At 45.5% G+C, this 8332-nt stretch carries 10 protein-coding genes; 9 read left to right on the top strand and 1 reads right to left on the bottom strand.

The window, feature by feature from the left end; all coding sequences use genetic code 11:
* Nucleotides 1-226 precede the first annotated feature (226 nt).
* The 9 genes from thiL (at nucleotide 227) to groL (ending at nucleotide 8020) form a co-directional block, all read left to right on the top strand.
* Entirely contained in the window at nucleotides 227-1201 is a 975-nt protein-coding gene (thiL, locus tag DBO31_RS06610) for a thiamine-phosphate kinase (protein WP_059077372.1), read from the top strand.
* A gap of 12 nt (nucleotides 1202-1213) precedes the next feature.
* Complete coding sequence (gene tsaE / locus DBO31_RS06605; protein ID WP_075582127.1) at nucleotides 1214-1678, top strand: tRNA (adenosine(37)-N6)-threonylcarbamoyltransferase complex ATPase subunit type 1 TsaE; 465 nt, start codon at nucleotides 1214-1216, stop codon at nucleotides 1676-1678.
* Nucleotides 1662-2372 carry a tRNA (adenosine(37)-N6)-threonylcarbamoyltransferase complex dimerization subunit type 1 TsaB gene (gene tsaB, locus DBO31_RS06600; protein WP_113856220.1) on the top strand — a complete coding sequence of 237 codons (711 nt, stop codon included), beginning with the start codon at nucleotides 1662-1664 and terminating at the stop codon, nucleotides 2370-2372. The genes tsaE and tsaB overlap by 17 nt, the downstream gene beginning before the upstream one ends.
* Nucleotides 2369-2833, top strand: coding sequence for a ribosomal protein S18-alanine N-acetyltransferase (gene rimI, locus DBO31_RS06595; protein WP_075582502.1), 465 nt, complete (start codon nucleotides 2369-2371; stop codon nucleotides 2831-2833). The genes tsaB and rimI overlap by 4 nt, the downstream gene beginning before the upstream one ends.
* Nucleotides 2834-2852: 19 nt before the next feature.
* Nucleotides 2853-3863 carry a tRNA (adenosine(37)-N6)-threonylcarbamoyltransferase complex transferase subunit TsaD gene (gene tsaD, locus DBO31_RS06590; RefSeq protein ID WP_150824747.1) on the top strand — a complete coding sequence of 337 codons (1011 nt, stop codon included), beginning with the start codon at nucleotides 2853-2855 and terminating at the stop codon, nucleotides 3861-3863.
* A 10-nt stretch (nucleotides 3864-3873) separates the two neighbouring features.
* Nucleotides 3874-5295 (top strand): sensor histidine kinase, encoded by a 1422-nt coding sequence (locus DBO31_RS06585; protein WP_150824746.1) that lies wholly within the window; start codon nucleotides 3874-3876, stop codon nucleotides 5293-5295.
* A gap of 1 nt (nucleotide 5296) precedes the next feature.
* Nucleotides 5297-5884 (top strand): ANTAR domain-containing response regulator, encoded by a 588-nt coding sequence (locus DBO31_RS06580; RefSeq protein ID WP_150824745.1) that lies wholly within the window; start codon nucleotides 5297-5299, stop codon nucleotides 5882-5884.
* Between the two features lie 160 nt (nucleotides 5885-6044).
* Nucleotides 6045-6326, top strand: a complete 282-nt coding sequence (groES, locus tag DBO31_RS06575) for a co-chaperone GroES (protein WP_059077366.1) — start codon at nucleotides 6045-6047, stop codon at nucleotides 6324-6326.
* 62 nt (nucleotides 6327-6388) lie between these two features.
* On the top strand, nucleotides 6389-8020 hold the full coding sequence (gene groL, locus DBO31_RS06570; RefSeq protein WP_059077365.1) for a chaperonin GroEL: 1632 nt from the start codon (nucleotides 6389-6391) through the stop codon (nucleotides 8018-8020).
* A 127-nt stretch (nucleotides 8021-8147) separates the two neighbouring features.
* Here the strand turns inward: groL and DBO31_RS06565 are convergent.
* A partial coding sequence (locus DBO31_RS06565; protein WP_150824744.1) for a tyrosine-type recombinase/integrase occupies nucleotides 8148-8332 on the bottom strand: 185 nt, incomplete at its 5' end.

Here is an 8332-nt window from a genome sequence, read left to right as displayed (position 1 = left end):
GTGACTGACTACGAATCAGTAGGTCTAGGGTTCGAATCCCTACCGGGTCACCACAGGCAGCTCATACATTTTGTGTGAGCTGCTTTTTTTATCCGCGATCTTCCTAAGAATCTTCCGTTTCTATATACGTGAGAGGTTCAAAGCTTGTCATTTACAAGTATCTTTTTTTTATATACAATAGATACTTGAGTAGTGTACCTTTGTTTTTTTTATAAGGAGTACTCTTATGAAAATTTCTGAACTTGGTGAATTTGGCTTTATTGATGCCATTAAAGAAGATACGTTGTTCAATCCGGACCCTGTCGTCATCGGGATAGGTGATGATGGTGCCGTATATAAAACTTCTGCCGGTATGGAACAGGTTGCTGTTATTGACACGATGGTGGAAAACAGCCATTTTATCATTCATCGCACGGGAGACTGGTATGATGTTGGATATAAAGCTGTAGCTTCTAACCTCAGTGATATCGCTGCTATGGGTGGTGTTCCTACGCATATCGTTTTGTCTACGGCAATCGCTCCGGATATGGAAGTGGATGGCCTTGTTTCTCTATATGATGGCATTAAAGATATCTGCCGTTCTTATCACGTCAACATCCTTGGCGGAGATACAGTCACTTCTAAGGAAGGGATGGTCATAACCGTTGCGGCCTTCGGTGAAATAGAAGAAGGAAAGGCGATACGCCGCAGCGGTGCCAGACCAGGAGATATCGTGGCTGTATCGCACACAATCGGCAATTCAAGTGGTGGATTGGCAGTGCTTCTACAAAATCATGATGGCTATTCCCAGCTGAAGCGGGCTCATCGATTTCCTGTCCCGCAAGTTGAACTTGGGCGGCTTCTGGTTAAATACAACTGTCATAGTCTGAATGATATCAGTGATGGACTTGCTAGCGAGAGCAATGAAATAGCCAAGGCCAGTGATGTACGTCTGGTTTTAAAGAAAGAAGCCATTCCGGTTAGTGATGAACTAAAAGCCTGGGCCAGAGAATCGAAGACAAATGTCTGGAAGTATGTCTTTAATGGCGGGGAAGATTATGAATTGATCTTTACGATGGAACCGGCTGATTTTCATGCGCTTCAGGCGGAATATTCTGATGTGACTCAAATTGGTGTGGTCCGTTCGGGTAGTGGAGATGTACTTCTCGTAGACGGTGATTCTGAATCAATTCTGGCTCCTACTGGCTGGACTCATTTTTAAGGAGGCTCTGATATGGACATTGTGACACAGTCAGAACAAGAAACTATCAATCTGGGTATGGCTATAGGATCCGCGTTACATTCGGGTGATGTTTTGGCACTGCATGGTGATCTGGGGGCAGGAAAGACCCATTTTGTCCAGGGGATTGCCCGGGGAATGGGAATTGATGCGAATGTAGTCAGTCCTACTTTCACTATATTGAACTTCTATGAACACGATATTCCGTTGCAGCATTTTGATTTTTATCGCCTAGAGGAAGAGTATGAGCTGGATGACCTGGGATTTGATGATTACATTACCAGTGGCGTTACGGTTATAGAATGGTCAGAAAAATTTTCTGATCGTCTTCCTGACGATGCATTACATATTACGATAAAAAAGACCAGTTTGACCGGGCGGGTTTTCCAATTTCAATTTATCGGTGACCGCTGGTTACAAGTAGAAAAAGAGGTACAGAAATATGCTATTAGCCATTGAAACGTCAAGTCTCGTATCCAGTGTAGCCCTGTTGCATGAAGATTCTCTCCGTGCGGAATTGACGATACAGGCAAAACTGACCCATTCGGAGCAACTCATGCCTCATATTGCCGATATGCTTGAGAAGGCATCTGTCAAAAAAAATCAGATTGATGGCGTTGCTGTTTCCATAGGACCTGGTTCATTTACGGGACTGCGCATCGGCCTGGCATCTGCTAAAGCATTGTCTTTCGGTTGGCAGGTTCCCATCGTGGGAATTGAGACGCCTCAGGCATTAGCCTGGAATTTTATTGGCATGTCTTATCCTGTCTGTGTACTCATTGATGCACAAAAGGGGAATGTATATGCTTCTACATATCTCTGGCATGAATGGGATCTCGAAGAATGCAGTCCGATTTCGGTCATGCCCCTGACGGATGTTCTGGCGACTTGCAAGTCACAAAGCGGACCGGTTGTATTTTGTGGTGATGGGGCTATTCTCTATCAGGAACAGATAAAGAATGCATGTCCTGCGTTTTATCTTGCCCCGCCGACAATGCGCATCCCACGGGCAGGAAGCCTGGCAATGGCGGCGGTCAGACGGCTTGATGCCGGTGATTGTGATGATTGTATGACGCTGACACCAGCATATAAACGACGCAGTGAAGCTGAAGTATTATGGGAAAAACGGCATGGTGAAAAGTTATGTCTATGATTGTACGGCCAGCCGTGCGACAAGATGCGGCTGGAATTTATGATATTGAGACAGAATCCTTTTCTGTTCCATGGTCCAGAGAAAGCATCGACCACGAACTGGAACATACAGAATTGACACGGTATTACGTACTGGTTCGCGATGACGGATATATAGCCGGATATGCCGGGTTGTGGCGTGTTACCGACGAAGGCCAGATCACTAATATTGCTCTGCGTAAAGACGTGCAGGGCAAGGGCTATGGTGAGCTGCTCGTCCGGGTTATGATGGAAAAGGCTTTTGAAGAAGGTTGTATGGATATATTTCTGGAAGTACGGGTCTCCAATATACCGGCGCTGGGATTATATCGCAAACTGGGATTCGAAGTCCTTTCTGTACGCAAGAGCTATTATTCTGAGCCTGTGGAAGATGCCTATGTCATGGGATGTCAGAAGGAAAAATATAAGTGGGCTGTAAAATAATAAAAAGGATGAACGTATTATGTATACATTAGCTTTGGAAACAAGCTGTGATGAAACATCGGCTGCTGTTATTCGGGACGGTCGTCACATCTGCTCAAACATCATTTCGACGCAGGTACCGATTCATCGCAAATTTGGCGGTGTAGTACCAGAAATTGCATCACGCCAGCATATTGAATATGTTATGCCTATCATCAAAGAAGCTTTGGATGAGGCGGGAGTCGATATCCATGATATTGATCATATCGGTGTCACATATGGCCCTGGCCTGGTAGGGGCTCTCCTGGTAGGAGTTGCCGCTGCGAAAGCACTCAGTTTTGCCCTTGATAAACCGCTGGTTGGCGTTAATCATATGGAAGGTCATATTTTTGCAAATTTCCTCAGTCATCCTGAACTGGAACCGCCGTTTTTAGCTCTCGTCGTATCAGGCGGCCATACCCAGCTGGTTACGATTAAAGACTATAACTCCTTTGAATTGCTGGGGCAGACACGGGACGACGCAGCTGGGGAAGCGTTTGATAAGATTGCCCGCGTCATGGGATATCCCTATCCCGGTGGGCCACAGATTGATGCACTGGCAAAAAAGGGAAATCCCGATGCGATTGTCTTTCCCAAGGCATTGCACGAAAAACATAATTTTGAATTTAGTTTCAGTGGACTGAAATCGGCTGTTCTTAATTACCTGCATACACAGGAACAGCGCCATGTCGGTTACAGCCCGGAAGATGTCGCTGCCAGTTTCCAGAAAACCGTAGTGGAAACATTAGTAGAAAAGACAATGGATGCAGCCCGTTGGAGTGGTATGAAACAAATTGCCGTAGCCGGAGGCGTTGCTGCCAACAGCGGCCTTGCGGCTGCGATGGAAGCCGCTTGTGCAAAGAGGCAGTATAAGTTGTATCGGCCGGATCCCATCTTATGTACCGACAATGGGGCTATGATAGGCTGCAGGGCATATTATATGGCTATAGACGGGCGATTTGCCGATCTGACGTTGAATGCATGCCCTGCATTATCTATTACGACATGCTGAGGTGACTGATATGTCTCCCATAGAATCGATTTGCCAGAGTGCCAGTTCTTTATCAGATGTGCAAATCCACATTTTAAAAAATAGTGAAAAATTGTTACAGTTTGCCAGTGATTTATCTCACAGGAAAATCTATGTGTATGTCCCAGGCCAGGAAGCGGGGACCTTGGTCCTGGCAGCACAGAGACGCCCTTTTTTTCAGGAATCAGACAGCTTGACTGCACTGCCTGATTCCGGAGTAGTCGTTACCCGGTATGATGAGCCGATTGTGTGGCAGGTATTAACGACTGGGACTCCTTTGAAAGGGACGATAGAAACGAATTATGGCCAAATGGAGCCCATTTCCTGTTATCCCTTTGTCGATAATGGAGGACTTACTATTGGTGTCATTTCTTTTGTGGGACGGATTGAAAACAGCCGGGATGTTTTGACGGAAACGGCTTTTTTATCTTTGCAGGTACCCATTGAAGAGCACATGAACCGCTTATATCAGCGTTTATCTTTGCAAGATGGCATTATTCTCGTCGATGGTAATGGTACAATCTGCTATGTAGACGATATGGCGGAAAGCATCATGCAGCTGCGGGGACGTTTCAAACGCCTGACTGGTGAAAATATTTATAGCAGTCAGTTCCATTTTGCCGGAGTAAAACAGGCACTGGAAACCCGGCAGGGTTCGGTCGTAGATGTACAGCATGGAAAAAATGTCTTTACGAGACGGATTATCCCTATTCTGCGGCGGGGACGTGTTGATCGGATTATTGTGGTTATTACAGAACGGACGGAGCTGTACCAAAAGGAAGAAGAATTGATGATTAAGACGTCAGTCATCAAGGAAATCCATCACCGCGTCAAAAATAACCTGCAGACCATAGCCGGTTTATTGCGCATGCAGCTGCGGCGCGTCCAGAGCGAAGAGGCAAAGGAAGCGTTGAATGAAAGCCTGAACCGCATTATCAGCATTTCTCTCGTTCATGAGACCTTATCCCATCATGATGAAGAATATATTGATATATCTGATGTAGCAGAAAAACTATTGTCACTAGTATTGCATAGTCTCGTGAGTACAGAAAGCCATATTATACCGGTTTTCCATGGGCAGAAATTGATGATGCCGTCTGATGCAGCCACATCGTTATCACTGGTCCTGAATGAATTGATTACGAATTCTGTACTGCACGGGCTGTCTGGTCGCAAAGAAGGCATTATTACGCTGCAAATCTGTTGTCAAGGGGAAACAGCTGATATCACGGTAGAGGATAATGGCTGCGGTATGCCGGAAACGATGACTAAGGACAAGCGTCACCATCTGGGACTAAAAATCATCAAAACGTTGGTTGAGAAAGATCTGCACGGGACCATCATTTTTTCCGGGGCAGAACCGGAGGGAACCCGGGCAGTAATTCATTTTCCAATAGAAAAAAGGGGAGATTAAAATGGGGTATCGTGTGGTTATCGGTGATGATGAATCGATTATCCGAATGGATCTGGCGGAAATGCTGGAAGATGCCGGTCATGAAGTAGTCGGAGAAGCTGCCGATGGAGTGGAAGCGCTGGAGCTGGTGCGTAAAATGCGACCCGATATCGTATTGCTTGATATCAAGATGCCGCGTCTGGATGGAATCCATGCAGCCCGAATGATGGCTCATGACCATCTGGCGCCCGTGTTACTGCTGACGGCGTACAGCCAGCGTGATATCGTCGATAAAGCGAAGGATTCGGGTGTTTTGGGATATCTGGTAAAACCCGTATCACCTACTAATTTATTCCCTGCTATGGAAATTGCCGTGTCTCAATTTAAAAAGCAGCAGGAAATAAATGCCCAGCTCGAACAGATGAATGAGCAGATAGAAACGCGCAAAATCGTGGAACGGGCAAAGGGCCTCATCATGGATTTATACCATATTCCGGAAGAAGAAGCGTATCGCCGGTTGCAGCAATATAGCATGAAAAAACGGACGACGTTGAAACATGTTGCAGAAGCAGTCATTACCAGTATGGCAAAGCAAAATAATCGTCGATAGTGGATTGTACCAGGCAGATTTTTGCCTGGTATTTTTTTCCTAATTAAAAAAAACTATTGACTTTTTTACCTTTACTGGGTAATATATATATTGTAGTTAGCACTCGGATATAGTGAGTGCTAATAAAGAGAATGACATAACATGTTAGGAGGAATATACAATGTTAAAACCTTTAGGAGATCGCGTTGTCATCCGCGTATTGGAACAGGAAGAAAAAACTGTCGGTGGGATTTATCTGCCTGATACAGCTAAAGAAAAACCGTGCGAAGGTGAAATTATTGCAGCCGGCCCGGGCAAACTTCAGGAAGATGGTTCCCGCGTTGCGTTAGATGTCAAAGCAGGCGACAAAGTTATTTTCTCTAAATATGCAGGAACAGAAGTCAAATATGAAGGAGAAAAATATTTAATCGTCAGCGAACGCGATATTCTGGCAATTATGTAATACGAGACCTGTAACGGTCGTTATCATGGAATATATACTTATAATACAGGAGAGTGTTTAACATGGCTAAACAGATTTTATTTAATGAAGATGCACGCCGTGCTTTAGGCAAAGGCGTTGACGCATTAGCTAATGCAGTAAAAGTAACATTAGGACCGAAAGGCCGCAATGTAGTTCTTGATAAGAAATTTGGCGCACCGACCATTACCAATGATGGTGTTACTATTGCCCGCGATATCGAACTGGAAGATCCGTTTGAAAATATGGGTGCCCAGTTGGTAAAAGAAGTAGCAACTAAAACAAATGATGTAGCTGGTGATGGTACGACAACGGCTACGCTGCTTGCCCAGGCCATGATCCAGGAAGGGATGCGTAATGTTGCTGCTGGTGCCAACCCGATGATCCTTAAACGCGGTATTGAAAAAGCCGTAGCAAAACTCGTTGAAGAAATCAAGAACCGTTCCATCGCTGTTTCTGATAAAGCATCTATTGCCCAGGTTGCTTCCATTTCTGCAGGCGATGAAGAAGTAGGCAAATTGATTGCTGAAGCTATGGAAAAAGTTGGTAAAGACGGTGTCATCACTGTTGAAGAATCCAAGACGATGGGTACACAGCTGTCTGTCGTAGAAGGCATGCAGTTTGACCGTGGCTATATTTCCCCGTACATGGCAACGGATGCAGAAAAAATGGAAGCTGTCATGAGTGAACCGTATATCCTCATTACGGATCGCAAGATTGCATCTATCCAGGAAATGCTGCCGGTCCTTGAAAAAGTAGTACAGGCTGGTAAGGAACTTCTTATCATTGCTGAAGATGTCGAAGGTGAAGCGCTGGCAACCCTCGTTGTCAACAAACTGCGTGGCACGTTCAAAGCCGTTGCTGTAAAAGCTCCGGGATTTGGTGACCGCCGCAAAGCAATGCTTCAGGATATTGCTGTACTTACAGGTGCTAACGTTATTTCGGAAGACGTAGGCCGTAAATTGGACAGCATTACAATGGAAGATCTTGGTACGGCACGTCAGGTACGTGTAACGAAAGATGAAACGACTATCGTAGAAGGCCACGGTGATCCGCAGGCAATTAAAGACCGTATTGCCCAGATTAAAGCCCAGATTGCTGAAACAACGTCTGATTTTGATAAAGAAAAACTGCAGGAACGTCTGGCCAAGATGTCCGGCGGCGTAGCTGTCATCGAAGTCGGTGCTGCTACAGAAGTTGAATTGAAAGATAAGAAACTGCGTTTGGAAGATGCACTGAATGCTACACGTGCAGCCGTTGAAGAAGGCATTGTAGCAGGTGGTGGTACGACCTTCATTGATATTCTTCCGGCTCTTGATGAATTCCATGAAGAAGGGGACGTTCAGACTGGTATTAATCTGGTAAAACGTGCTATTGAAGAACCGGTACGCCAGATTGCCGCTAATGCAGGACTGGAAGGATCCGTTATCGTAGCCAAGGTAAAAGCCGCTAAAGACGGCGTAGGCTTTAATGCGTTGAAAGAAGAATACGTTGATATGGTTCAGGCTGGTATTGTAGACCCGGCTAAGGTTACACGCACAGCCTTACAGAATGCCGCTTCTATTGCTGCTCTGGTTCTGACAACAGAAACGCTGGTTGCTGATAAACCGGAACCGGCTCAGGCTGGTCCTGCTGTTCCTCCGGCAGGCATGGGCGGAATGCCTGGCATGATGTAAATAAAAATTCAAAAGTTCCGTAAATACGATGGTTAAGGCATTTATAAGGCCTTGAAAATCGTGCTCAGAGAACAAAACGAGAACAAAAAATTAGCCTCTTGCGAAATCAATCGCAAGGGGCTTATTTTTATGCCTTATTCAACAGTTCGTCAAACTTTTCTGCCGTCTCCGTAGCCAGCGTTTTTGTGATGTGCAGATATATCTGCCGGGTGATCGTATCGTCGGCGTGGCCTAGGCGCTTCATTATTTGCACCAGGTCTATGCCGGCCTCTGCCAGCAATGACGCATGAGTATGGCGAAAAATATGTGGGT

The organism is Megasphaera sp. DJF_B143, assembly GCF_900320625.1.
Taxonomy (GTDB): domain Bacteria; phylum Bacillota; class Negativicutes; order Veillonellales; family Megasphaeraceae; genus Megasphaera; species Megasphaera hexanoica.
Note: the sequence above shows the minus strand (reverse complement) of the source record. Positions and strands in the feature narration are given on the sequence as shown.

Excerpts from the sequence above, each read along its gene's own strand:
- thiL (WP_059077372.1), top strand. The coding sequence starts at position 227 with ATGAAAATTTCTGAACTTGGTGAATTTGGCTTTATTGATGCCATTAAA.
- tsaE (WP_075582127.1), top strand. The coding sequence starts at position 1,214 with ATGGACATTGTGACACAGTCAGAACAAGAAACTATCAATCTGGGTATG.
- tsaB (WP_113856220.1), top strand. The coding sequence starts at position 1,662 with ATGCTATTAGCCATTGAAACGTCAAGTCTCGTATCCAGTGTAGCCCTG.
- rimI (WP_075582502.1), top strand. The coding sequence starts at position 2,369 with ATGATTGTACGGCCAGCCGTGCGACAAGATGCGGCTGGAATTTATGAT.
- tsaD (WP_150824747.1), top strand. The coding sequence starts at position 2,853 with ATGTATACATTAGCTTTGGAAACAAGCTGTGATGAAACATCGGCTGCT.
- DBO31_RS06585 (WP_150824746.1), top strand. The coding sequence starts at position 3,874 with ATGTCTCCCATAGAATCGATTTGCCAGAGTGCCAGTTCTTTATCAGAT.
- DBO31_RS06580 (WP_150824745.1), top strand. The coding sequence starts at position 5,297 with ATGGGGTATCGTGTGGTTATCGGTGATGATGAATCGATTATCCGAATG.
- groES (WP_059077366.1), top strand. The coding sequence starts at position 6,045 with ATGTTAAAACCTTTAGGAGATCGCGTTGTCATCCGCGTATTGGAACAG.
- groL (WP_059077365.1), top strand. The coding sequence starts at position 6,389 with ATGGCTAAACAGATTTTATTTAATGAAGATGCACGCCGTGCTTTAGGC.